This is a genomic window from Pseudomonas sp. TE3-3-F2023 (assembly GCF_036784815.1).
Lineage (GTDB): Bacteria > Pseudomonadota > Gammaproteobacteria > Pseudomonadales > Pseudomonadaceae > Aquipseudomonas > Aquipseudomonas pudica.
Genome location: NZ_CP145113.1, coordinates 4,087,845 through 4,110,716 on the forward strand (window position 1 = coordinate 4,087,845; position 22,872 = coordinate 4,110,716).

Sequence of the window (22,872 nt, forward strand, 5' to 3'; positions counted from 1 at the left end):
GCGGCATTCACTGATTGATGAGGCCTCCCATGAAAACCGGCATGATCGCAGCCCTGCTCGCCTTGCTGGCCGCCCTTGGCGGTTGTGCCAGCCCGGCGGCTACCGACACGCAGCCCTACGGGCACTTCTATTCGGCCACGGCCATTTCCAGTGTCATCCTGGGCCCTGGCCAGCGGGTGGCCGTGCTGCTGGGACGTGATGCCGCAGCGACCCTCGAATACCTCGGCAGCCATCGCACCCAGGCCACCGCGCCGGCCCAGGGCCAGCGCGTCCCGGTGGCGACCCTGCGCAGCGAGAGCCAGGCGTATGACTGGCTGGCGCGGTCACTGGCGCAGCAGTTTGCCGAAGTGACGTTCTATGACGACCTGGACACGCTGCTGGGCGACCACCCGGATGTGATCGTGCTGCTGGACACCGAAAGCCGTTTGGCCAGCGCGGATATCGAAAGCCGGGTGGTAGCTCGCTTTTTCGATGACCAGTTGACCTATATCGGCCGCGCTGAAGGACGGGCCAGCAAGCGCCTGGGCGATGTGGCGCGGGTGGTCGAGGATGAGCGGGCGGTGCAGGCAGATGCGCTGCGGGACTTTGACGATTCGTTGCAGGCGTTGTTGAAGGGTCGAGTTTGAGGACCACGAAAACCTGGGCCCCTTGTAGGAGCGGCCTTGTGTCGCGAAAGGGCTGCGAAGCAGCCCCAGGGCTTCAGCGCAAATGCATATATTGCCGGGGCTGCTTCGCAGCCCTTTCGCGACACAAGGCCGCTCCTACAAGGGCCAGCGTTCATCGATCAGGTGGGCACAGGACCGGTACAGGCTGCTACTTACCCCGCTGCATCCACGCCGCCCCCAGCCCACTCAGGCAGATCACCGAGATGCCCACCAGGCTCAAGGTATCCGGCACCTGGCTATAGGCAACCAACCCAAGCAAACCGGCAAACACGATCTGGCAATAACTGAACGGCGCCAGCAACGCCGGTGCCGCATGGCGGAAGGCCTGGGTCAGCAACAGGTGCGCAGTCATGCCAAAGCCACCCAGCGCCAGCATCAGCAGCGCATGGTCCCAACGCGGCATCTCCCAGAAGAACGGCACCAGCGCACTCATCGCCAGGGTGTTGCACAACCCCGCATAGAAGTTGCTGGTGGTCGGGCTGTCGTGCGAAGCCAGGATACGCGTCAACAATTGGTAGAAGCAGAAGCCCAGCGCCGAACCGAACGGATACAGGATGGCCGGGGTGAACATCGCCCCGCCCGGGTGCACCACCACCAGCACGCCGATGAAGCCCATCACCACCGCCACCCATTGCCCCACCGTCACCCGCTCCTTCAGCAGTGGTGCCGACAGTGCGGTGACCAGCACCGGGGCGAGGAAGTTGACCGCCGTGGCTTCGGCCAACGGCAGGTACTGCAGGCCGGTGGTGAACAGCAGGCTGGTGCTCAGCAGGCTCAGGGCACGTAACGTCTGCAACAGCGGGCGGCGGGTACGCAGCACGTTGAGGCCGGCCTTTGGCAGAAAGATGCCGGCCATCAGCAGCGTATGCACCACATACCGCGCCCACACCACCATGATGATCGGGTACAGGCCGCCGAGGAACTTGGACAGGGCATCGTGGCTGGCGAACAGGAATGTCGCCACCACCACCAGGGCGATGCCGCGCAGGGGTTGGTTGACTCCGGACAGCGGTGTGCTGGAACTCATGGCACTCTCGATGACGGCGCGGCTGGATGCGGCGCCCAGTGAAGGCCGCGCAGGCATAGCCTGGCGGATGCAACAGCTCGGATTCTAGAAGAGATGCCGAAGAATAAGGAAGTTCAATTGCCGCCAGCCAAGGCCGACTGCAGTTTCTGTTCGCTGATCGACCACTTTCCGCCCCGCGCGCATGGCCCGTGCCGTGCTGATCGCCGACCATCCAATGCGAACCCTGCACCCCCTACAAGGAATTTACATGCAAAGGCTCACCACCCGAAACGGCCTGGACCTGCCCGCGATCGGTCTGGGCACCTGGCCAATGACAGGCAGCGAGTGCACCCAGGCCGTGCGCCAGGCGCTTGAAGTGGGTTACCGGCATATCGATACCGCCACTGCCTATGAAAACGAGGCCGCCGTCGGCCAGGCCCTGCGCGACAGCGATGTACCGCGCGAGCATATTCACCTGACCACCAAGGTATGGTGGGATCGCCTGGCGCCCAAGGCCATGCGCCAGTCGCTGGAGGACAGCCTGCGCGCGCTGGGTACCGAGCAGGTCGACCTGTTCCACATCCACTGGCCCGCCCAGGACTGGGACCTGGCCCGCAGCATCGAAACCCTGGTGGCCCTGCGTGACGAGGGCAAGGCGCGCAGCATCGGCGTGGCCAACTTCCCGCTGGGGCTGCTGCGCCAGGTGGTGGAAACGCTGGGCGCACCATTGTCGGCGATCCAGGTGGAATACCACGTGCTGCTCGGCCAGCAACCGCTGCTGGACTATGCCCGCCGCCACGACCTGCTGCTCACCGCCTACACCCCGCTGGCCCGTGGGCAGGCGGCGGCGCAGCCGGTGATCCAGGCGATCGCCCGCAAGCATGGCGTGCTGCCCAGCCAGGTGGCGCTGAAGTGGTTGCTGGACCAGGACGGCGTGGCGGTGATCCCCAAGGCCGGCAGCCGCGAGAACCAGCTGGCCAACCTGGCGGCCTCGACCGTGCAACTGGATGACGAGGACCGCGCGGCGATTGCCGGGTTGCCGAAAAACCAGCGGGTGGTGAGCCCGGCGTTTGCGCCGGACTGGAACCTGTAGGAGCGGCCTTGTGTCGCGAAGGGGCGCGCAGCGGCCCCACATTTTCAGCTGTGCCGCTGATATCGCCGGGGCCGCTTTGCGGCCCTTTCGCGACACAAGGCCGCTCCTACATGGGCGAGGCAGGCCAACGGGTACTACGCCGGCGTCATGACCTGCTTCAAGCGCTCGTTCGCCGGTGCAGGTCGCCCGTACAGGTAGCCCTGGAAGTGCGAGCAACCCTCCGCCGCCAACCGGCGCATCTGCTCCTCCGACTCCACCCCCTCGGCCGTCGTCTTGATCATCAGGCTGTTGGACAGGTCGGTAATGGCGCGGATGATCGACATCGCCTCGCGGCTGTCGCACATGTCATGCACGAACGACTTGTCGATCTTGATCCGGTCGAACGGGAACGAACGCAGGTAGCCCAGCGAGGAATACCCGGTGCCGAAATCGTCCAGCGAAATGGCCACCCCCAGGTCCTTCAGTGCACGCAGGGTACGCACGTTTTCCTCGCTGTTGCCCAGCAGCACCGACTCGGTGACCTCCAGCTCCAGCCGCTGTGGCGGCAGGCCTGAGTCGGCCAGCGCCAAGGCTACGGTGTGCACCAGGTTGGCATTCTTGAACTGCACCGCCGACAGGTTGACCGAGACCGTCTGCTCGCTGTCCCAGCTGGCCGCCTCCTGGCAGGCCAGGTTCAGCGCCCGGGCGCCCAGTTCATGGATCAGCCCGGTTTCCTCGGCGATGGGGATGAAGTCCATGGGCATGACCATGCCGCGGGTCGGGTGCTCCCAGCGCAGCAGCGCCTCATAGCCGGTAACGCTGCTGGTCTGCTGATCGACCACCGGCTGGTAATGCAACTGCAACTGGCCCAGGTGCAACGCGGTGCGCAGGTCGGTTTCCACCAGGCGGCGCTGGCGGGCGGCGACGTCCAGTTCGACGTTGAAACACTCGTAGCGGTTGCGGCCATTGCGCTTGGCCTCGTACAGCGCCATGTCGGCGTAGCCCAGCAGTTGCTCGGCCTGGTGGCTGTCGTCAGGCGCAATGGCAATACCGATGCTCACCCCCACCGTGAACTGGTGCCCCTCGATCTGGAACGGTGGGCAGACCGCGTTGATCAGGCGCTGCGCAGTGTTGCATGCGGCCTCCCGGCCTTCCAGGCCGGTCAGCACCACGGCAAACTCGTCGCCGCCCAGGCGGGCCAGGGTGTCGTGTTCGCGCAGCTCGCGGCGCAGGCGCTTGCCCAGCGCGCGCAGCAGCTTGTCGCCAAAGGCGTGGCCCAGCGAATCGTTGATGTTCTTGAAGTTGTCCAGGTCCAGGCACAGGGCGGCGGTCAGCTTGGCGTGCTCGCTGTCACGCACCAGCGCCTGGCGCAGGCGTTCGTTGAACAGGGTGCGGTTGGGCAGCCCGGTCAGCGCATCGTGGTGCGCCATATGGTGGATCTGCGCGTGGGCAGCCAGCTCTTCGGTGGCGTCTTCGGCAACGAACAGCACGTAGTCGGCCTGGCCTTCACGGTTCTGGCTGAGCAAGGTGCGGCTGCGCAGGGTGCGTGGGCCGCAGGCTGTGTCGACCCGGGTTTCGGCGGCATGGCCCTTGGTGCTGCGGGCGCCACGGGCCAGTTGCTGTTCCAGGTAGCCGGCAGCACCCGGTGCCAGGCATTCGCCGGGCAGCTGCCCGATCATGCTGCGCTGCGGCCCGCCGAACAGGCGTTCGGCCTGCTGGTTGGCCAGCAGGATGCGCTGGCTTTCCAGGTCCTGGACAATGACGCTGGCAGGGATGTTGGCAATCACCGAATCAAGAAACTGCGACAGCTTGGCCATTTCCTGGCTGTACTGCTCGGCCAGTTCCTTGGCCTGCAGCAGTTCCAGCTCTTGCCGGTGGCGCTCGGAAATGTCGCGGGTGACCTTGGCGAAGCCCACCAGTTGCCCGGCATCATCGTAAACCGCGTCGATCACCACATGGGCATGGAAGGTCGTGCCGTCCTTGCGCAGGCGCGAACCGACCTCTTCGAAGCGCCCGGTGCTGCGCGCCTGCTCAAGATTGAGCGCGGGCAGCCCGGCGGCGCGCTCGGCATCGGTGTAGAACAACGAGTAGTGCTGGCCGACGATTTCCTCGGCCAGGTAGCCCTTGGCGCGCTGGGCGCCGGGGTTCCAGTTGGCGACGATCCCTTCGGGGGTGAGCAGGTAGAAGGCATAGTCCACCACACTCTGGATCAACAGCCGGTACATGATGTCGGGGCTTGCGACTAGCGACATGAACTTTACCTGGGCCTTCGAAAGGCGTGAAAAGGATTGGTGGCATTATGCCTCCGATGACGATTTTGTGAAGTAGCTCACAAAAAGCCACGATCCCTTCAATTTGCGAACGAAGGCTGGCCACCCTCAATGACGTGCGCCCGTGACCAGGAAATTGAGCAAGCCTGGTTCGTCATCCAGGGCTATGGGCTGCGCCGGGCGCGACAGCTCGGCCAGCACGGCATTGCAGAAGGCCACGGCAGGCGCGTCCTTTGCGTAACAGCGCATCAGCCAATCACCATCGCCGCCCAGCAGCTGCAACGCCACCGCCCGGCCGATGCCCTGTCGGCGGTACTTTTTCAGGATGAACAGGTCGGCCAGTTCGAACGCATCGATGCCCGGCAGTTCGCTGCGCTCGACCAGCACGAAACCGGCGATGAAACCATCTGCCAGCACCAGATACGCGCCCCAGCCATCGGCCTGCCAATATCGTTGCAGGTGCTCGTCATGGATATAGAAGCGGCCGTCCACTTCGACGTCTTCCTGCTCCCAGTCCGAGGACTCGTAGGCGTAGAACTGGTAGAGGTTGCGAATCAGCGGGGCCTGGTCGGCAGTGGTCGCCAGCAGTTCGATGGGCAGCATGATGCGAAGGGCTCGGGTAAAAAGGCGGATTCTAGATCAACAGCTCCTGGCAGCAAAAAGCCCAGGCCCTCCCCGCACGGAAAGGCCCAGGCCAAAACCAGTCATCGATTGATAGGGCTCAACTGTTTTGCAACGCACGCGGGCGATGGCTGCGTGCCTCGGCGTCTGGCGCCTTGGCCGCCTGCAGATGGAAGTCGAACGTCAGCTCGGCAAAACGCTCACCTTCTACGCCGCGATCACGCGCCGCCGCAGCATCCTCGACGAAGCACAGCTCGCCGACCAGCCCGTCACGGGTGGCATAGGCGAAGTCATCCCACAGGTACTTGTCACCAGCCAGGTTTATCTGCGTGGTCAGATGGCGGTGCCCCGGCGCCGAGATGAAGAAGTGCACGTGCGCCGGGCGCTGGCCGTGACGGCCGAGCAGGTTCAAGCATTCCTGGGTCGGCCCCTGCGGGTCGCAGCCGTAACCCGACGGCACGATGGAGCGCGCGCGGTAGCGCCCTTCGGCATCGGTGATGATGCGCCGGCGCAGGTTGTACTCGGTCTGGGTCGAGTCGAAGTACGAATAGGTGCCTTGGGTGTTGGCGTGCCACAGGTCGACGGTGGCGCCGGCCAACGGCTTGCCTTCGGCATCGAACACCTGGCCCTGGAGGAACATCACCACACCCGGGTCGCTACCGTCATCCATTCGCGCTTCGCCCTGCGCCAGCGGCGCCCCTGCCACATACAGCGGGCCTTCGATGGTGCGCGGGGTGCCGCCAGTCAGGCCGGCCTCGGCGTCCTTGGCATCCTGCAGCAGGTCGAGGAAGTGCTCGATGCCCAGGCCCGCCGCCAGCAGGCCGGCTTCGTTACGGCCACCCAGGCGATTGAGGTAGTCGACGGCATGCCAGAACTCGTCTTCGGTGATTTCCAGGTCTTCGACCAGGCGTGCAGTGTCTTGCAGCACACGCAGGATGATCTGCTTGAAGCGTGGGTTGCCTTCGGCATGGCCCAGGCCGGCCACTTCCTTGAAGAACGCCTGAACATCGGCAGTATGGGAAATTTTCACGGTCATCGTGCTTGCCTCATCTTGTTCTTGTCAGGTTGACAGGTGCGTCTCAGCGGTCGTCGCTGTGAATCGACGAGGGGTGCCGGCACAGGCCGTCGACCTCGATGTCCATGTAAGGGAACAGCGGCAGCTGCATCAGGGTGTCGTGCAGCGCCTCGACACTGGGCACGTCGAACACGCTGTAGTTGGCGTAGTGCCCGGCAATGCGCCACAGGTGGCGCCAAGTGCCTTCGCGCTGCAGGCGCTGGGCCAGTTCCTTTTCGTCGGCCTTGAGCCGGGCAGCCTTGGCCGGGTCCATGTCGACCGGCAGTTTCACGGTCATCTTCACGTGGAACAGCATGCTGGTATCTCCTTTCTCTGATTTGGCGCGAACACTGTGGGAGCAGGTTTACCCGCGAACACGGGCGAAGCCCGTGCCATCCACCGCGTCGCCTGCTTCGCGACCAAAGCCGCTCCCACAGGGGTTGTGTGTTCTTTCAGCCAGCGTGACTCAGCGGCGGGCGAAGCGCGCAAGGCGCTGTTCGTCCAGGGTCAGGCCCAGGCCCGGTGTGTGTGGCACGTGCAGCTGGAAGTCGCGGTACAGCGGCGGCTCATTGACGATTTCTTCGGTCAGCAGCAGCGGCCCGAACAGCTCGGTGCCCCAGGTGAGCTGGCGCAGGGTCAGAAAGGCGTGAGCCGAAGCCAGGGTGCCGATCGAGCCTTCGAGCATGGTCCCGCCATACAGGGCGATGCCGGCAGCCTCGGCGATTTGCGCGCTGCGCAGCACAGCGCGAGGGCCGCCGTTCTTGGCTATTTTCAGGGCGAAGATGCTGGCCGCGCCGTCGGCTGCCAGGCTGAAGGCGTCCTCGACGCTTTCGATCGACTCGTCGGCCATGATTGGCGCCGGGCTGCGCTGGTTGAGGCGCACCTGGCCGCTGCGATTGATGCGCGAAATCGGTTGCTCGACAAGGTCGATGCCGTTGTCGCCAAGCACCTGGCAGGCACGGATGGCCTGGGATTCGTCCCAATACTGATTGACGTCGACCCGCACGCTGGCGCTGTCGCCCAGTTCGCGCTTGATCGCCACCACGTGTTTGAGATCCTGGGCCAACGGGTTGGCGCCGATCTTCAGCTTGAACACCCGATGCCGACGAATCTCCAGCATGTGCAAGGCTTCGGCAATGTCGCGGGCGGTGTCGCCGCTGGCCAGGGTCCAGGCCACTTCCAGGCTGTCGCGCACGCGGCCACCCAGAAGTTCGCTGACCGGCAGGCCCAGGCGCTTGCCCTGGGCATCGAGCAAGGCACTCTCGATACCCGACTTGGCAAAGGTGTTGCCCTTGGCCAGCTTGTCCAGCTTGAGCATGGCGGCGTTGATGTTGTCTGCCGGCAGGCCGATCAGCGCAGGCGCCAGGTGCGCATCGATGTTGGCCTTGATGCCCTCGGGGCTTTCGTAGCCATAGGCCAGGCCGCCAATGGTGGTGGCCTCGCCGATGCCTTCCACACCATCACTGCAGCGAACACGCAATACCACCAGGGTCTGCTGCTGCATGGTGTGCATCGCCAGCTTGTGCGGGCGAATGGTCGGCAGGTCGACGATAATTGCCTCTATACGTTCAATCAGCGCGCTTGTCATTGTTGCCAGGTCCCGTAGTTTCGGGCTGCCAGCCGCAGGCCCGAGTGGTGCATTTACTTGCTTGTTCAAGGATTGCGCGAGACCCTGATAGCCGTCCAATATCGAATGAATCTCCCACCATACCCTGGAGGTCTGATGGAGCTGCGCCACCTGCGTTACTTCAAGGTCCTGGCCGAAACCCTGAACTTCACTCGCGCCGCCGAGCTGCTGCACATTGCCCAGCCACCGCTGAGCCGGCAGATCAGCCAGCTCGAGGACCAGCTCGGTACTTTGCTGGTGGTGCGCGAGCGCCCGCTGCGGCTGACCGAGGCGGGTCGCTTCTTCTACGAGCAGAGCTGCACCGTGCTGCAGCAGCTGGAGAACATCAGCGACAACACCCGTCGCATCGGCCAGGGCCAGCGTCAGTGGTTGGGGATCGGATTTGCCCCCTCGACCCTGTACAAGGTGCTGCCGGAGCTGATCCGCGAACTGCGTCAGGACAACGAGCTGGAGCTGGGCCTGAACGAGATGACCACGCTGCAGCAGGTGGAGGCGTTGAAAAGCGGGCGCATCGACATCGCCTTCGGGCGCATTCGCATCGATGACCCGGCCATTCACCAGCAAGTGCTGTGCGAAGACCCACTGGTGGCCGTACTGCCCAAGGGCCACCCGCTGGGGAGCAGCCCGCTCACACTCGCCCAGCTGGCTGGCGAGGCGTTCATCCTCTACCCGGCCAACCCGCGGCCCAGCTATGCAGACCATGTGCTGGCGCTGTTCGCGCACCACGGCATGAGCATCCGCGTCAGCCAGTGGGCCAACGAACTGCAGACTGCCATCGGCCTGGTGGCCGTCGGCGTAGGCGTCACGCTGGTGCCGGCGTCGGTGCAGCAGCAGCACCGCACCGATATCGAATATGTAAGCCTGCTCGACAGCGGCGCCGTCAGCCCGATCATCCTCAGCCGGCGCAAGGGCGATGTGAGCCCGATCGTACAGCGCTGCCTGGCATTGATTGCGCAGCAGGCCGAATGAGCGTGCGCTCCCCGGTCATCATCAACCAACAGGAAACCCAGCATGATTCACGGCAAGACACTGCAAGCATGGTGCAGCTCCCATCCTCTGATCGAAGACCTGCTGGCCCTGCGCGAAACCCGTTGGTTCAACCCGCACATCGCCCCTGCCGCCCAGGCCCTGGCCGATGTCGGCCTTGGCGTCGCCGATGTCAGTGCCGCCAGTGCCCGGCTGGCACGCTTTGCCCCGTACCTGGCCAAGGTGTTCCCGGACACCGCCACCAGCGGCGGCATCATCGAGTCGCCGCTGCGCCCGCTGCCCACCCTGCACGCCACCTTGCTGCAGGCAGCGGGCCTGCCCGCCAGCGGTTCACTCTGGCTCAAGGCCGACAGCGAGCTGCCGATCTCCGGTTCGATCAAGGCCCGGGGCGGTATTCATGAAGTACTCAAGCATGCCGAGGACCTGGCGCTGGAGGCCGGCCTGATCCACCTCGACAGCGATTACCGGGTACTGGCCAGCGACCAGGCCCGGCAATTCTTCAGCCAGTACAAGGTTGCGGTCGGCTCGACCGGCAACCTCGGCCTGTCGATCGGCATCATGAGTGCCAGGCTGGGCTTTCAGGCCACCGTGCACATGTCGGCCGATGCCCGCCAATGGAAGAAGGACAAGCTGCGCGCCCACGGCGTGTGCGTGGTCGAGTACGAAAGCGACTACAGCGTGGCAGTGGAGCAAGGGCGCCAGCAGGCGGCGGCGGACCCGAGCTGCTACTTCGTCGACGACGAGAATTCACCACACCTGTTCCTTGGCTATGCAGTGGCGGCCGAGCGGCTGGCCGCCCAGTTCGAGGCTGCGGGCATCAAGGTAGACGCCGAGCACCCATTGTTCGTCTACCTGCCCTGCGGGGTCGGCGGCGGCCCAGGTGGCGTGGCGTTCGGCCTAAAGCTGATCTGGGGCGACCATGTGCACTGCATCTTCGCCGAGCCCACCCACTCGCCGTGCATGTTCCTGGGGGTGTATAGCGGTTTGCATGATGCCACCAGCGTGCAGGATTTCGGCATCGACAACCTGACCGCCGCCGATGGCCTGGCGGTGGGCCGCCCTTCCGGCTTTGTCGGCAAGGCGATGCAGCGTTTGCTCGATGGTTATTACACGGTCAGCGACGAGGCGCTGTACCGGCTGTTGGTACTGGCCCATGACCATGAGAACACGCGGCTGGAGCCTTCGGCGCTGGCGGGGATGCCGGGCATGGTCAAGGTGCTTGAATCACCTGAGTACCTGGCGCGCATTGGCCTGTCGGCCGGGCGCATGGAGCGGGCCACGCATCTGGTGTGGGGGACCGGTGGCAGCATGGTGCCGGAGGCAGAGTTTGCGGCCTATCTGGCCAAAGGCAGGGGCTGAGAATTATAGGGAGGGGCAGCGCTGTACCTGTGGGAGCGGGTTCACTCGCGAACACGGGCGAAGCCCGTGCCATATACCGCGGTGCCTGCTTCGCGGGTGAACCCGGCTCCCACAGGGGACCGCGCCAGCTTTCAGATTTGAGCAAGGCAGTTGCTCCTTTGCTGCTAGGCCGGCAGATGATCGCCGCGCAGCCAGTCGATAAACCGCGCAAACAACTCCGACTGCGAGTTGATCTGCAGCTTCAGGTACAGGTTCTTGCGGTGCATGCGCACGGTTTCCGGCGAGATGCCCAGCTCCAGCGCGGTGGACTTCACCGAATGCCCGCGCAGGATCATGTGCGCCACCTCCCGCTCACGGTCGGTCAGCACCTGGCAGCCGAAACTGTCGAACGCCGCCTGCAGGCCGCCACGCTCCGCCGGCGCGGGGCCGGGCTCCAGATGGTGCCGGGCATAGCGCCCCAGCAGTTCGCGCACCATCGGCTCCAGCGCACGCAGCAGGTCGATCTGCCCCGCGCTCAGGCGCGTGCCGCTGCAGCCTTGGAACAGGCTCAGCGACAACTTGCGGCCAGCGCTCAGGTCGACGATGTAGTAGCTGTCTTCACTGCAACCAGTGCCCAGGTAATAAGCCTTGTAGTAATCGCTGTCGAAGAAGTTGTCCGGGGCGATTTCCTGCAGGTGGTAGAAGCCCTCGGCCAGGCCGCTCTGCACGGCCAGGCAGAACGGGTCGAGCAGGTAGCCGGCAGTGAAATAGCGCTCCAGCACGGCGGCGCGGTGCAGGTCGGGGATGCCTTGCTGGTACAGCAGTTGCGGTGCCCGCCCCTGGCACTCGAGGCTGATCATCATCGATTCCACCTGCACCAGCTGGCCGATGGCTGCCGCCACATGGGCCAGCGCCTCGGGCGTTTCGCTGTGGGCCAATGCGCGTTGCAGCGCCGCATGCCATTGCTGCAGCGCGCCCAGTGAAAGGGTAAGCGGGGTGTCGGGAGAGGCCTGGGTCATGCCCGGCAGTCTAGCCTGCCAGGCACGCCCGCGCACAGGCCTTTGCGCCAGGTTCATCGGCCCTGGTACAGGCCAAGCGCCGTGAGTTCGCGCGCGGTTTCGATGATGCACTGGCGCAGGGTTTCGACGATCTCGTCCACCTGCGCATGGGTGACGATCAACGGCGGCGACATCACGTTCAGGTGCATGATCGGCCGCACCAGCAGCCCCTTGGCCTGGGCCTTGCTGTGGATGCGTTCGCCAATGTTCACCTCGTCGGCAAACAGCGCCTTGCTGGCCTTGTCGGCAACGAACTCGACACAGGCCATCAGCTTCATGCAGCGCACATCCCCCACCAGCGGCAGCTCGCGCAGGCTTTGCAGGCGCTGTTCCAGGTAAGCGCCAACGTCCTTGACATGCTCCAGCAAATGCTCGCGCTCGATGATCTCGATGTTCTTCAGCGCCGCGGTGCAGCACACCGGGTGGCCACTGTAGGTGAAGCCGTGGGTGAAACAGCGGCCCTTGCCCGGCTCGGCGATCACCTGCCAGATGCGCTCGGAGAAGATGCATGCCCCCAGCGGCAGGTAGGCCGAGGTCAGGCCCTTGGCGGTAGTGATGATATCGGGAGTTACGCCGAACAGTTCCTCGCTGGCGAAAAAGGTGCCCAGGCGCCCGAACGAGGTCACCACTTCGTCGGCGACGAACAGGATGTCGTAGGTCTGGCACAGCTGCCACATGCGCTGGAAGTAGCCCTTGGGCGGAATGATCACCCCACCCGAGCCCATGATCGGCTCGGCGAAGAACGCCGCCACGTTGTCGGCCCCCAGCGAGAGGATCTTGTCCTCGAACTCGGCCACCAGGAAGTCGAGGAACTCGGCCTCGTCCATGTCGTGCGGGGCACGGTACGGGTTGGGGTTGGACACGTGGTGGATCAGGTCGTGGTGATAATCGAACTCCGGCACCCGGTCAGCGGCCTTGTTGCCAATCGACATGGTCAGCGTGGTGGAGCCGTGGTAGGCGTTGTAGCGGGCGATGATGTGCTTCTTGTGCGGCTTGCCACGGCAGTTCTGGTAGTACTGGATCAGCCGGTAGGCAGTGTCGACCGCGGTCGAGCCGCCGGTGGTGAGGAACACATGGTTCAGGTCACCCGGCGCCAGCTGCGCGAGCTTCTGGCACAGCTCGATGGCCACATCGTTGGCCATGTCGGAGAACGGGTTGGAATAGGCCAGCTGGCGTACCTGGTCGGCGATGGCCAGGGCCATCTCCTCACGGCCCAGGCCAATGTTGGTGCACCACATGCCGCCGACTGCATCGAGGAAGCGGTTGCCGTGGGTATCGCGGATGTAGGCGCCCTCGCCGGCAACGATGTTCAGCGCGCCTTGCTCGCGGTGCTCGTCGAACACATGGTAGCCGTGCATGTAGTGGGCCTTGTCGGCTTCCACCAGCGGGTCGTTGGCAGTGGCGAATGCTTTGCTTGGGGTAGCCATGGGCAGCTCCTTGGCAGTGATCGTTGGGCGGTGTTCAGAAACCGGTCTTGACCGTGCTCCAGACCCGGGTGATGGCGCGCATGTCCTTCGGGCTCTGGGTTTTCTGCGCGAACAGGCGCTCGCGGGTTTGCGCGTCGGGGTAGATGGCCGGGTCCTGGCGGATCTCCTCGCGCACCAACGCCGTGGCGGCAGCGTTGCTGTTGGCGTAGTGGATGTAGTCGGTGACCTTGGCCATGGTCTGCGGCTGCAGCAGGAACTCGATGAAGCGGTGGGCGTTGGCCACGTGCGGTGCATCCTTGGGGATGTACAAGTTGTCGAACCAGATCAGCGAGCCTTCCTGGGGGATGAAGAACGACAGCTTGATGTTCTTCTTCGCTTCCACCGCACGAGCCTGGGCGGTGGCGTAGTCGCCGGACCAGGTCAGGGCCAGGCAGACATCGCCGTTGGGCAGGCTGGTGAGGTAGTTGACCGAGTCGAACCTGCGAATGTACGGGCGAATGCCCAGCAGCAGTTGTTCGGCCGCCTTGAGGTCGGCAGGCGATGCGCTGCGTGGGTCCTTGCCCAGGTACTGCAGGGCCAGCGGGATGACTTCGGTCGGCGCGTCCATCAGGGTGACGCCACAGTCGGCAAAGCGCGAGACGATCCTGGGGTCGAACAGCATGGCCAGCGAGCCGATGGGGGCATCGGGCATGCGCGCGGTGATCTTGTCGACGTTGTAGGTTACCCCCGAGCTGCCCCAGGTGTAGGGCGCCGAGTATTTCAGGCCGGGGTCGTAGCCTTGCAGGTTGTTCACCACCTGCTGGTCGAGGTTGTGCCAGCTGGGCAGTTGCTGCTTGTCCAGTGCCTGGAACACTCCGGCACTGATCAGCGGGGGTACCAGGGAAGCATTCAGCATGACCAGGTCGTAGCCGGAGCGGCCGGTGAGCAGTTTGGTCTGTACCGTTTCGTAGCCGTCGAAGGTGTCGTAGATGACCTTGATGCCGGTGGCCTTCTCGAAGTCGGCCAGGGTGGTTTCGCCGATGTAGTCGGTCCAGTTGTACAACCGCAACGTGTTACCGCTGTCCACCTCTGCCGCCTGGGCCAGGCTGGCGCCAGACGCCAGCAGCAGACCGCCAATCACCTTCAGTACCTTGCGCATGGCAACTCCATCGTGTGAATGCTCGGGATCGAGCCGATGCAGGCACTATCGAGGGATTTGCCGAAGGGGAACATACCCCGAATGTGTGGGTGGTCGTTTTTTGGCAGGTGGCAGAATGTCGTATGCCGACAGAATTCTGGGGCTGCTTTGCAGCCCTTTCGCGACACAAGGCCGCTCCTACAGGGTGCGCGGATCCTGTAGGAGCGGCCTTGTGTCGCGAAAGGGCCGCAACGCGGCCCCAGTGGTTCGAGCAAAAGCTCACGCCAACGGATACAACGCCTCATCAAACTGCTCAAGGCGCGGGAACACCAAAGGCTGGTCGTCCGAGAGCTGCTCCAGGCGCTGCCGGTACTGCTGCAAAAACGCCTGCCGCGCCTCGTCACTGATGTACGGCACATGCCAGGCCACGAACGGCGGCAGCACCTCGAAGCCGACGTAGGCCAGCGTACCGCGCAAGATCGGCCGCAGCATGTCCTCCAGCGGCCCGTGAATCGCCCCGTCGCCAAACATGTGCTCGCGCCCGCCCAGGGTCACGGTCACCAGCGCTTTCTTGCCTGCCAACCCGCCCTGGTCGTAGAAGCGCTTGCCGCCATAGCACACCCCCGACACCAGCACCCGGTCGATCCAGCCCTTGAGCATGGCCGGCGCCGAGAACCAGAAGATCGGGAAGTTCAGCACCAGCAAGTCGGCCCACAGCAGCTTGTCCAGCTCCTGCTGGATATCCGCGGCAATGGCGCCACGCTTGACCCCCTGGCGCTGCTCCAGGGCATACACCAGGTACTCGGGGTTCTCGCGCTGGGTGAAATCATCGGCACTGGCCACTGGGTTCCAGCCCATGGCGTACAGGTCGCTGACCTGCACCTGGTGGCCCTGGGCGCGGAAGGTTTCCACGGCCTGGTCACGAAGGGCGGCAGTGAACGATTGCGGCTCGGGGTGAGCGTGGACGATCAGTACATTCACAAACATTCTCCTCACACAAAACAGGTTGTCTTCCAGCTGTGGCTCAGCACTGCACCGCTTTCACCTCGACGAACTCCGCCAGGCCCTCCTCGCCCCACTCGCGCCCATTGCCAGACTGCTTGTAACCACCGAACGGTGCCTGGTAGTTGAACCCGCCACCGTTGATGAAGCACTGCCCGGCGCGTATCTGTCGCGCCAGGGCCAGGCCGTGTTCGCGGCTACCTGCCCACACCGCGCTGGACAGGCCGAACGGCGAATCGTTGGCCAAGGCCAGCGCCTGGGCCTCGTCGGCATAGGGGATCAGGCACAGCACCGGGCCGAAGATTTCCTCCTGGGCGATACGCATGCAGTTGTCGACATCGGCGAACAACGTCGGCGCCACGTAGAAGCCACGCTCGAAGCCGGCTGGCGTATCACCGCCGCACAGCAGGCGCGCGCCCTCCTCCTGCCCCAGGCGAATGTAGTCGAGCACGGTGCGCCGCTGGCCTGCCGAACACATCGGGCCTAGGAAGCTGGCCGGGTCACGCGGGTCGCCCATGACCAGCGCACGGGTCTCGGCCTCGGCAATCTCCAGCGCCTCGGCGTAGCGGCTGGCCGGCAGCAGCATGCGGGTCAGGGCCGTGCAGGTCTGCCCCGAGTTGATCATCACGTCCTGCACGCCATGGCGCACCGCCGCGTGCAGGTCGGCGTCGGCGGTGATCAGCAGCGGCGATTTGCCGCCCAGCTCCAGGCACACCCGCTTCACCGTCGGCGCGGCCGCCTGGGCCACGCGCACCCCGGCACCGGTGGAACCGGTGAACGACACCATGTCCACCTGCGTGTGCCGGGCAAGGGCCTCGCCAACCTTGGCGCCCGGCCCGCTGACCAAGTTGAACACCCCGGCCGGCAGGCCGATGGCCTCGATCATCTCGGCCAGCAGGAACGCGTGCAGCGGTGTTTCCTGGCTGGGCTTGACCACCACCGTGCAGCCGGCGGCCAGGGCCGGCGCCAGCTTGCCGATCATCTGGTGCAGCGGATAGTTCCACGGGTTGATGAACGCGCAAACGCCAACGGCCTCGCGGTACACCAGCGAGTTGCCGACTTCGCGCACCTCATCCATCAGCCCGGCCAGTTCGGCATACTGCTCCAGCCCGGCAATCGGGCCCTCGACCTGTACCGCCTGGCACCACTGCACCGGCATGCCCAGTTCATCGGTGATGACCGAGGCCATTTCCGCCGCGCGGCTTTTCAGCTGTGCGGCCAGCGCCGTTATGTACCCGGCACGTACGCCGGACGGTGTACGCGACCAGCCATCGAAGGCCCGCCGCGCGGCCGTCACCGCCCGCTCGACATCGGCCTCCGCGCCCAGCGGCACCCGGCCGATGACCTGTTCGGTGGCCGGGTCGATCACCTCGGCCATGCCCTGCCCGCTCGGTACCTGCCAGGCGCCGTCGATGTACAGCCGCGCATACTCACGCATGGGCCTGCCCCTGCATCGATGCCGCGGCGCAGCGGGCAATGCGCTGGCAAGCGTCGGCCAAGGCCTCGTTGCCCAACACCAGGCCCAGGCGGATATGCCCGGCAGCGCTGGGGCCGAAGGCTTCGCCGGCGAGCACCGATACGCCCTGGCTGTCGAGCAGGCGATCGGCGAAGGCCTGGGCGCTGAGGCCGGTCTCGCGGATGTCGACCATCACGAACATGCCGCCATCGGGCTTGAGCACCTTGATGCCCGGGCAGCCGGCCAACTGCTCGCACACCAGGTCGCGGCGCTGGCGATAGGCCTCGCGCATGCTGTCGAGCTCGGGCAGTTGCTGCTCCAGTGCCACCACGGCGGCGTCCTGGATGAAGTCCGGCGAGCCATACAGCATGCACAGCGCCAGGTTCTCCAGGTGGGCGGCCAGTTCGCTCGAACCAACCACCCAACCCACCCGCCAACCGGTCATGGCATGCGACTTCGACAGGCTGTTGAGGGTGGCGGTGCGCTCGGCCATGCCCGGCAGGCTGCCGGGGCTGACATGCTCGCCGTCGTACAGCAGCTCGCTGTACACCTCGTCGGAGATCAGCCACAGATCGTGGGCGATGCACAATTCGGCCAGCGCTTCCCAGGTGGCACGCGGCAGGCTTGCCCCCGAGGGGTTGTGCGGGCTGTTCAGGGCCAGGGCGCGAGTGCGCGAGGTAATGCGCGCGGCCACGTCACGGGGGCAAACGCGGAAGCCGTTCTCCGGCTTGACCGGCACCGGCACCACCTTGGCGCCACAGGCCCCGAACACCGCCTCGTAGGTCACGTACATGGGCTCGGCGACAATCACCTCGTCACCCGGGTCGAGCACGCACTGGGCCACGCAGTACAGCGCACACTGGGCCCCCGCCAGTACCGTCACCTGGTCGGCATCGACGGCCTGGCCGCTGCGCTGGCGGTGGCGGTTGGCGATGGCCTGGCGCAGCGCCAGCTTGCCGCGCACATCGGCGTAATGAGTGTGGCCCGCCCGCAGGCTGTCGATGGCCGCCTCGACGATCGGCGCGGGGGTGTCGAAGTCCGGGTCACCCACCGACAGCAGCAGGATATCCTTGCCCTCGGCCTGCAGCGCCAAGGCGCGGTAGTGGATGTCCCAGGCCGCGGCCCCGTCGCCGGCGATGCGTTGAGTGAGCTTGGCGTAGCGCATGGCAATCTCCCTTCATTGGCGGTTTCAGTCGACGAGAATCTTCGGGTTGGAACTGCCCCATACGGTGTAGAGGTCGGCGAGCAGCGCGCCGTTGATTTCCTCTATCTCGGCCTGTGTGATCTCTCCCCCGGCCTGTTTGCCGAACAGCACCACTTCGTTGCCACCCTTGACATCGGGGAAGTCGGTGACATCGACCATCAAGGTGTTCATCGACACCTTGCCCACTACTGGCACACGGTGGCCGTTGATCAGCACATGGCCTTTGTTGGTGAACACCCGGCGATAGCCATCGGAGTAGCCGACGGTGATGTTCGCCAGGCGCGAATCACGCGCCAGGGTAAAGGTGCGGTCGTAGCCGACGGTGTTGCCAGCCGGGTAGCTGTGCACCGCTGCCACGTGCGACTTGAACTGCATGACACGTTGATATTCGGTATGCGTCGGCACGGTGTCGCCGAACAACGCGCCGCCGGTGCGCACCATGTCCAGGCGCGCTTCGGGCACTTCCAGCGTAGCGAAGGAGTTGGCGGCATGCAGGGTGAGCTTGCTGCGATCAAGTTTGGCGTGCTTGATCAGCCAGTCGGTCTGTTCGTTGAACGCTGCCAGGCCTTTGCGCACATCGTCCTTGTCTTCCACGGCAAAGTGGGTCATCAGCGCGACCAGCTGGAGGTGCTTCTGGTCGGTGATCTGCAGCGCTTCACCACGGCCGGACCAGGTAGCCATCTCCACGCCGTTGCGGCTCATGCCACTGGAATTGAGCGCCAGATGGATGCGCAGGGTCTTGCCGTGGCGTTCGGCGAGGGCATCGAGCTGGCGGGCGAACTCGGCGCTGCCGACCAGTTCTTCCATGTCGTACTGCAAGGCATCTTCAACTTCGCCGAGGCTGGCCAGGCGTACCCGCACCAGTTGCCCGGTAAAGCCACTGGCGCGCACCACCCGGGCCTCTTCGTTGCTGGCCACCGCCACGCAAGGCACGCCCTGGGCGATGATCGACGGCATCACCAGACCGATGCCATGGCCATAGGCATCGGCCTTGAGCACGGCGCACAGTTTGGACTTGCCGCCCAGCTCGGCCTGCAGGGTGCGGATGTTGTGTTGCAGGGCGCCGGCACTGATTTCGACCCAGGCGTTGCTGTTCTGCACGGTCAGGGCCGTGGTGCCGTTGTCCATCGACAGGGGTGGTGCGGCGTACAGCGGGGCCTGGCCGGTGATCAGCAGAGCGAGGGATGCAGCCAGGAGGGTACGGCGAAATGGCATGGTGGTTTCTCTTGTTGTTCGTGGTGTCTGCCGCTTAGCAGACGCAGGTGTGTTTGAGCTCGATGAAGGTGACGCCGGGGGTGGCGAAACCGCTGGCCAGATCGGCCTGCAGCGCATCCAGATCACGCGGCTGGCGCACCGTGCAACCAAAGGCACGGGCCAGGCCGATGAAGTCCGGATTGCGCGGCAGTACGCCGACCGGCTCGATGTCCAGGTCGAGCATGTCGTCACGGATCTGGCCAAGGGCGTCATTGTTCCACAACAGCACGACCAACGGTCGGTCCAGCTCCTCGACTGCCGTGGCCAGCTCCTGGACGGTGTAAAGGAAACCGCCGTCGCCCACCAGCACCAGGCCTGGGCGGTGGTCGCTGGCGAACATGCCGCCGATGCCGGCCGGCAGGCCGTAGCCGAGGGTGCCGTAACCGGTGGGGTGCAGCCAGCTGCGCGGCGCCCGGCTGGCGAAGGCGTAGTTGCCGGTATAGGCCAGTTGGGTCATGTCGCTGCTGATGAAGGCGTCATCGGGCAGCACGGCGGCAATACGGTCGAGGATTGCCTGGTGCACGGCCTGCAGCGGCGCATGGCCGTTGCGGATGGCCAGCCGCAGGTTGGCCACGGCTTCGCTGGCCTGGGCCGGGTCACGGTCCAGCGCTGGCAGGTGCTCGAGCAGGCCGGCCAGGGTTTGCCGGGCATCGCCGTGCAGCGCAATGGCACAGGGATAGAAGTCATTGAACTTGCGCGGATCGATGTCCACGCGCAGCAGCTCGCCGCTGATCGGCAGGCGCTCGCGCCAGAAGTCGGTGTCGGCCATTTCGGTACCCACTGCCAGCACCACATCGGCCTGGCTGATCAGCTGCCAGCCGGGCTCGACGCACAGGCTGGCGCCGGCATTCAGTGGTGCGTCCGCTGGCAGCAGGCCCTTGCCGGCCACGCTGGTGAACAGTGGGGCTGCCAGCCGGGTGCTCAGTTGCTGCAACTGCTCGGCCGCGTGCAATGCCCCACCACCGGCAATGATCATCGGGCGCCTGGCGGCTGCCAGCTTCACGGCAGCCTGGTCGAGGATGTCACGGCACGGCTGGCCGCGCCCGGGGCGGCGCACCACCTCATCGCTCCAGTCACGGCTGACCGGTGCGGCCAGCACGTCCAGCGGCACCGAGATGTGCACCGGGCGCGGCCGTTCGCTGTCGAACACGGCCCAGGCACGAGCGATCAGCTCGGGCAGATCGTCGCCGCGCAGGGCCACGGCGGAGAACGCGGTAATCGGCGCGGTCATAGCGCGCTGGTCCTGGGTTTCGTGCAGGCAGCCCCAGCCCTTGCCCAGGCTGGCAGTGTGGTTGACGCTGGAAATCACCAGCATAGGGATGGAGTCGGCATAGGCCTGGCCGATGGCCGTGGCGGCATTGGTCACGCCCGGGCCGGTGATGACGAAGCATACCCCCGGTTTGCCGCTTACCCGGGCATAGCCGTCGGCCATGAAGCCGGCGCCCTGCTCGTGGCGGGTCAGCACATGACGGATGCCACTGCCCGGCAGACCGCGGTACAGCTCCAGAGTGTGCACGCCGGGGATGCCGAATACCGTTTCCACGCCATAGTTGGCCAGCAGGCGCACCAACGCCTGCCCGGCGGTTGGGGTGTGCTTATTCATGTCGTTCTCCTTGCGCCTGGCCGAGGCGGATCAGCGCATCGACCGCAGTGGTGCCGTGGGCACCTACCATCAATGGGTTCACATCCAGCTCCAGTAATTGCCCGGCGTTTTCGCAGGCGTAGTCGGCCACCGCGCGGATAGCCGCAACCAATGCGTCGAGGTCGGCAGCCGGGCGGCCACGGAAGCCTTGCAGTAGGCTGGCACTGCGCAGGCCGAGCAGCGCGCTACGGATGGCGTCGTCGGTGGTCGGCAACAACAGGCTGACGCTGTCCTTGAGCAGCTCGACCAGCACGCCACCGGCACCGATCACCAGGGCCAGGGCGAAGTCGTGCTCGCGCTTGATGCCGACGATCAATTCGGCCAGCGGCGGCTCGGCCATCGGTTCGAGCAGCACCTGGTCGAACGCTACCTGCGGGGCATAGGCGGCGATGCGCTGGCGCATCTGCACCAGCGCAACCTCGAGGGCAGCGGCATCGCGCAGGTTCAGCGCCACCGCACCGGCTTCGGTCTTGTGCGGCAGTTGCGCGCTGACCGCCTTCAATACCAGCGGGTAGCCGACGCGGGCGGCATCTGCCACGGCACGCTCGGGTGTGCTCAACACCCCTGCCGGTACCGGCAGGCCGAAGGCACGCAGGGCTTGCTTGGATTGCCATTCGTCCAGCAGCTGGCCCTCGCCCGCGATGGTCTGGGGGCACAGCGGCACCCGTGCGGCCTCACCCTGTTCCAGCAGCCGCTGGCGGTTGCGCTGGTAGGCGACGATGCGGCCCCAGGCTGCCAGGCCATCCTCCACACCCTGCAGGGCGGCGATGCCGCGCGCGTGCAAACGCTCGCGCGCGCAGGTGGGCAACAGCTCCGGGAATGCCGAGGTGACGAAGCCGATCTTGCCGTGGCGCTCCAACGCATCGCAGTACAGTGCCAGCAGCAGGTCGCATTCCTTGCGTTCGCCGGTGAACGCCGCCGGGTAGTCCAGCACCAGCATGGCCGCGTCGGCTGCGCCGCTCAGGGTGCTGTCGAGCATGCGTTGCAGGGCCGCTGCATCACCCCAGATGGCAGTGGTGAAATCCAGTGGGTTGACCAGGTTGGCATAGGCCGGCAGCACCTCGGCCAACTGCGCCACCTGTCCTTGTTCGAGCTTTGGCAGGACCAGCTGGTTGCGCTCGGCATAGTCGGCGATCAAGCCGGCATCGCCACCGGAACAAGCCAGGGCTATCAGCTCGCCATTCACCGGCAGGCGGCCACAGGCAGCGGCCTTGAGGGTTTCGACGAAGCTCACCGGGCCACTGACGCGGATCACGCCCAGGCGCTGGAACAGGCTGTCGTACAAGGCATCGGAGCCGGACAGCGAGCTTGTGTGGCTGAGCGCCAGTTCGGCGCCGATCTGCGACACGCCGGTCTTCAGCGCAATGATCGGCGTGCCCTGCTGCAATGCCTTGCAGGCGGCACGGGCGAAGCCCGGCACGTTCTTCAGGCCTTCCAGGTGCAGGCCGATGGCGGTTACCCGTGGGTCGTCGAGCAGCACGTCCATCAGCTCGGCCACGCCCAGTTGTGCCTGGTTGCCGACAGAGGCCATGTAGGCCACCGGCAGCGAGCGGTCGCTCATCGACAGGTTGTAGGCGAAGTTGCCGCTCTGGGTGAGGATCGCCACGCCCTTCTCCACTTGCTGGCCACCATGGGCCACCGGCCACAGGGCAGCGCCGTGCAGGTAGTCGAGCAGGCCGTAGCAGTTGGGGCCGAGCAAGGCCATGTTGCCGGCGGCGGCCAGCAGGCGCTGCTGCAGCTGGCCGCCCTCTTCGCCGCTTTCGGCAAAGCCTGAGGCATAGCAGATGGCGCCACCGGCGCCGCGTGCGGCCAGCTCGGCAACGCACTGCAGAGTCAGTTCGCGGTTGGTGGCGATGAACACCGCGTCCGGGGCATAGGGCAAGTCGGCCACCCGCGCCACACAGGGGATACCTTCGAGGCTGTCATGCTGCGGGTTGACCAGCCACAGCTCGCCGCCAAAGCCACCTTCGGCGCAACGCTTGAGCGCCCGCGCCATGCTGCGCCCGCCGACGAAGGCCAGGTGCCGGGGTGCCAGCAGGCGCTTGAGGTTGTCACGAATCGAATGCGACATG

At 65.5% G+C, this 22,872-nt stretch carries 19 protein-coding genes; 4 read left to right on the plus strand and 15 right to left on the minus strand.

Annotation, left to right across the window (positions count from 1 at the left end):
- The first annotated feature begins 29 nt into the window (after positions 1–29).
- Positions 30–626 carry a hypothetical protein gene (locus V3314_RS18505; RefSeq protein ID WP_046615239.1) on the plus strand — a complete coding sequence of 199 codons (597 nt, stop codon included), beginning with the start codon at positions 30–32 and terminating at the stop codon, positions 624–626.
- Between the two features lie 187 nt (positions 627–813).
- On the opposite strand, the gene V3314_RS18510 is transcribed toward V3314_RS18505, so the two are convergent.
- Positions 814–1,692, minus strand: coding sequence for a DMT family transporter (locus V3314_RS18510; RefSeq protein ID WP_046615238.1), 879 nt, complete (start codon positions 1,690–1,692; stop codon positions 814–816).
- A gap of 247 nt (positions 1,693–1,939) precedes the next feature.
- Between V3314_RS18510 and V3314_RS18515 the strand changes: the two genes are divergently transcribed.
- A complete protein-coding gene (locus V3314_RS18515) occupies positions 1,940–2,764 on the plus strand; it encodes an aldo/keto reductase (RefSeq protein WP_046615237.1) in 825 nt (274 codons plus the stop codon).
- A 134-nt stretch (positions 2,765–2,898) separates the two neighbouring features.
- Here the strand turns inward: V3314_RS18515 and V3314_RS18520 are convergent, their stop codons facing one another.
- From V3314_RS18520 to V3314_RS18540, 5 genes are all read right to left on the minus strand, one after another.
- Complete coding sequence (locus V3314_RS18520; RefSeq protein ID WP_338459457.1) at positions 2,899–4,995, minus strand: EAL domain-containing protein; 2,097 nt, start codon at positions 4,993–4,995, stop codon at positions 2,899–2,901.
- A 126-nt stretch (positions 4,996–5,121) separates the two neighbouring features.
- Positions 5,122–5,616, minus strand: a complete 495-nt coding sequence (locus V3314_RS18525; RefSeq protein WP_046615235.1) for a GNAT family N-acetyltransferase — start codon at positions 5,614–5,616, stop codon at positions 5,122–5,124.
- Between the two features lie 118 nt (positions 5,617–5,734).
- Complete coding sequence (catA, locus tag V3314_RS18530; protein ID WP_046615234.1) at positions 5,735–6,670, minus strand: catechol 1,2-dioxygenase; 936 nt, start codon at positions 6,668–6,670, stop codon at positions 5,735–5,737.
- A 43-nt stretch (positions 6,671–6,713) separates the two neighbouring features.
- Positions 6,714–7,004: a muconolactone Delta-isomerase gene (gene catC, locus V3314_RS18535; RefSeq protein WP_013973066.1), complete on the minus strand. Its 291-nt coding sequence runs from the start codon at positions 7,002–7,004 to the stop codon at positions 6,714–6,716.
- 150 nt (positions 7,005–7,154) lie between these two features.
- Complete coding sequence (locus V3314_RS18540; protein ID WP_046615233.1) at positions 7,155–8,276, minus strand: muconate cycloisomerase family protein; 1,122 nt, start codon at positions 8,274–8,276, stop codon at positions 7,155–7,157.
- Positions 8,277–8,411: 135 nt separating this feature from the next.
- On the opposite strand from V3314_RS18540, the gene catR reads away from it, so the two are divergent.
- Positions 8,412–9,284 (plus strand): HTH-type transcriptional regulator CatR, encoded by an 873-nt coding sequence (catR, locus tag V3314_RS18545; protein WP_046615232.1) that lies wholly within the window; start codon positions 8,412–8,414, stop codon positions 9,282–9,284.
- Between the two features lie 42 nt (positions 9,285–9,326).
- Positions 9,327–10,661, plus strand: coding sequence for a D-serine ammonia-lyase (locus tag V3314_RS18550; RefSeq protein ID WP_046615231.1), 1,335 nt, complete (start codon positions 9,327–9,329; stop codon positions 10,659–10,661).
- Positions 10,662–10,825: 164 nt separating this feature from the next.
- On the opposite strand, the gene V3314_RS18555 is transcribed toward V3314_RS18550, so the two are convergent.
- From V3314_RS18555 to V3314_RS18595, 9 genes are all read right to left on the minus strand, one after another.
- On the minus strand, positions 10,826–11,659 hold the full coding sequence (locus tag V3314_RS18555; protein WP_230384923.1) for a helix-turn-helix transcriptional regulator: 834 nt from the start codon (positions 11,657–11,659) through the stop codon (positions 10,826–10,828).
- Positions 11,660–11,712: 53 nt separating this feature from the next.
- Positions 11,713–13,125, minus strand: a complete 1,413-nt coding sequence (locus V3314_RS18560; RefSeq protein WP_046615229.1) for an aminotransferase — start codon at positions 13,123–13,125, stop codon at positions 11,713–11,715.
- A 34-nt stretch (positions 13,126–13,159) separates the two neighbouring features.
- A complete protein-coding gene (locus V3314_RS18565) occupies positions 13,160–14,263 on the minus strand; it encodes a polyamine ABC transporter substrate-binding protein (protein WP_338459461.1) in 1,104 nt (367 codons plus the stop codon).
- A gap of 258 nt (positions 14,264–14,521) precedes the next feature.
- Positions 14,522–15,223: an NAD(P)H-dependent oxidoreductase gene (locus V3314_RS18570; protein ID WP_046615262.1), complete on the minus strand. Its 702-nt coding sequence runs from the start codon at positions 15,221–15,223 to the stop codon at positions 14,522–14,524.
- A 43-nt stretch (positions 15,224–15,266) separates the two neighbouring features.
- Positions 15,267–16,682 carry an aldehyde dehydrogenase family protein gene (locus V3314_RS18575; RefSeq protein WP_338459462.1) on the minus strand — a complete coding sequence of 472 codons (1,416 nt, stop codon included), beginning with the start codon at positions 16,680–16,682 and terminating at the stop codon, positions 15,267–15,269.
- Positions 16,675–17,865, minus strand: a complete 1,191-nt coding sequence (locus V3314_RS18580) for a pyridoxal phosphate-dependent aminotransferase (protein ID WP_046615226.1) — start codon at positions 17,863–17,865, stop codon at positions 16,675–16,677. The genes V3314_RS18575 and V3314_RS18580 overlap by 8 nt, the downstream gene beginning before the upstream one ends.
- A 24-nt stretch (positions 17,866–17,889) precedes the next feature.
- Positions 17,890–19,119, minus strand: a complete 1,230-nt coding sequence (gene alr, locus V3314_RS18585; RefSeq protein WP_046615225.1) for an alanine racemase — start codon at positions 19,117–19,119, stop codon at positions 17,890–17,892.
- A gap of 34 nt (positions 19,120–19,153) precedes the next feature.
- Positions 19,154–20,761, minus strand: coding sequence for a 5-guanidino-2-oxopentanoate decarboxylase (locus V3314_RS18590; RefSeq protein ID WP_284385071.1), 1,608 nt, complete (start codon positions 20,759–20,761; stop codon positions 19,154–19,156).
- Positions 20,754–22,871 (minus strand): acetate--CoA ligase family protein, encoded by a 2,118-nt coding sequence (locus tag V3314_RS18595; RefSeq protein WP_338459463.1) that lies wholly within the window; start codon positions 22,869–22,871, stop codon positions 20,754–20,756. The genes V3314_RS18590 and V3314_RS18595 overlap by 8 nt, the downstream gene beginning before the upstream one ends.
- Position 22,872 lies beyond the last annotated feature (1 nt).

Coding starts and splice junctions, on each gene's coding strand:
- V3314_RS18565 (WP_338459461.1), bottom strand. CDS start 14,263: ATGCGCAAGGTACTGAAGGTGATTGGCGGTCTGCTGCTGGCGTCTGGC.
- V3314_RS18575 (WP_338459462.1), bottom strand. CDS start 16,682: ATGCGTGAGTATGCGCGGCTGTACATCGACGGCGCCTGGCAGGTACCG.
- V3314_RS18595 (WP_338459463.1), bottom strand. CDS start 22,871: ATGTCGCATTCGATTCGTGACAACCTCAAGCGCCTGCTGGCACCCCGG.
- catA (WP_046615234.1), bottom strand. CDS start 6,670: ATGACCGTGAAAATTTCCCATACTGCCGATGTTCAGGCGTTCTTCAAG.
- V3314_RS18590 (WP_284385071.1), bottom strand. CDS start 20,761: ATGAATAAGCACACCCCAACCGCCGGGCAGGCGTTGGTGCGCCTGCTG.
- alr (WP_046615225.1), bottom strand. CDS start 19,119: ATGCCATTTCGCCGTACCCTCCTGGCTGCATCCCTCGCTCTGCTGATC.
- V3314_RS18525 (WP_046615235.1), bottom strand. CDS start 5,616: ATGCTGCCCATCGAACTGCTGGCGACCACTGCCGACCAGGCCCCGCTG.
- V3314_RS18555 (WP_230384923.1), bottom strand. CDS start 11,659: ATGACCCAGGCCTCTCCCGACACCCCGCTTACCCTTTCACTGGGCGCG.
- V3314_RS18515 (WP_046615237.1), top strand. CDS start 1,940: ATGCAAAGGCTCACCACCCGAAACGGCCTGGACCTGCCCGCGATCGGT.
- V3314_RS18505 (WP_046615239.1), top strand. CDS start 30: ATGAAAACCGGCATGATCGCAGCCCTGCTCGCCTTGCTGGCCGCCCTT.
- V3314_RS18510 (WP_046615238.1), bottom strand. CDS start 1,692: ATGAGTTCCAGCACACCGCTGTCCGGAGTCAACCAACCCCTGCGCGGC.
- V3314_RS18560 (WP_046615229.1), bottom strand. CDS start 13,125: ATGGCTACCCCAAGCAAAGCATTCGCCACTGCCAACGACCCGCTGGTG.
- catR (WP_046615232.1), top strand. CDS start 8,412: ATGGAGCTGCGCCACCTGCGTTACTTCAAGGTCCTGGCCGAAACCCTG.
- V3314_RS18540 (WP_046615233.1), bottom strand. CDS start 8,276: ATGACAAGCGCGCTGATTGAACGTATAGAGGCAATTATCGTCGACCTG.
- V3314_RS18520 (WP_338459457.1), bottom strand. CDS start 4,995: ATGTCGCTAGTCGCAAGCCCCGACATCATGTACCGGCTGTTGATCCAG.
- V3314_RS18550 (WP_046615231.1), top strand. CDS start 9,327: ATGATTCACGGCAAGACACTGCAAGCATGGTGCAGCTCCCATCCTCTG.
- catC (WP_013973066.1), bottom strand. CDS start 7,004: ATGCTGTTCCACGTGAAGATGACCGTGAAACTGCCGGTCGACATGGAC.
- V3314_RS18580 (WP_046615226.1), bottom strand. CDS start 17,865: ATGCGCTACGCCAAGCTCACTCAACGCATCGCCGGCGACGGGGCCGCG.